The following is a 364-nucleotide window of genomic DNA, read 5'->3' as shown; positions in this document are numbered from 1 at the left end:
GGCCTCGTGCACACGGTGGTGGGCACGGCGGCCAACGTCAACGACGTGACGCAAGCCGGCGCGCTGCTGCACGGCGAGGAGACGGTGGCTTTCGGCGATGCGGGGTACCGGGGCGTGGACAAACGCGAAGAAGCGCAGGGCCCGCAGTGGCATGTGGCGATGCAGCCGGGCAAGCGCCGGCAACTGGACCCGAAGCGCAAGTGGGCGCGCCTGCTTGAGAAGGCCGAGCAACTGAAGGCGAGCATCCGGGCCAAGGTCGAGCACCCGTTCCACGTGATCAAGAACCTGTTTCGTCACCGCAAGACCCGCTACAAGGGACTGGCCAAGAACGAGGCGCAGCTGTTCAGCCTGTTCGGGCTGGCCA

Annotated in this window: 1 protein-coding gene; it reads left to right on the top strand. The window is 67.0% G+C overall.

The features are described 5' to 3' along the window. On the top strand, nt 1–364 hold a 364-nt coding region (locus APY03_RS07095), incomplete at both ends, for a transposase (RefSeq protein WP_157103386.1).

Source organism: Variovorax sp. WDL1, assembly GCF_001541225.1.
Lineage (GTDB): Bacteria > Pseudomonadota > Gammaproteobacteria > Burkholderiales > Burkholderiaceae_C > Variovorax.
The sequence above is the reverse complement of the archived record's forward strand: the minus strand, read 5'-3'. Positions and strand labels throughout refer to the sequence as shown.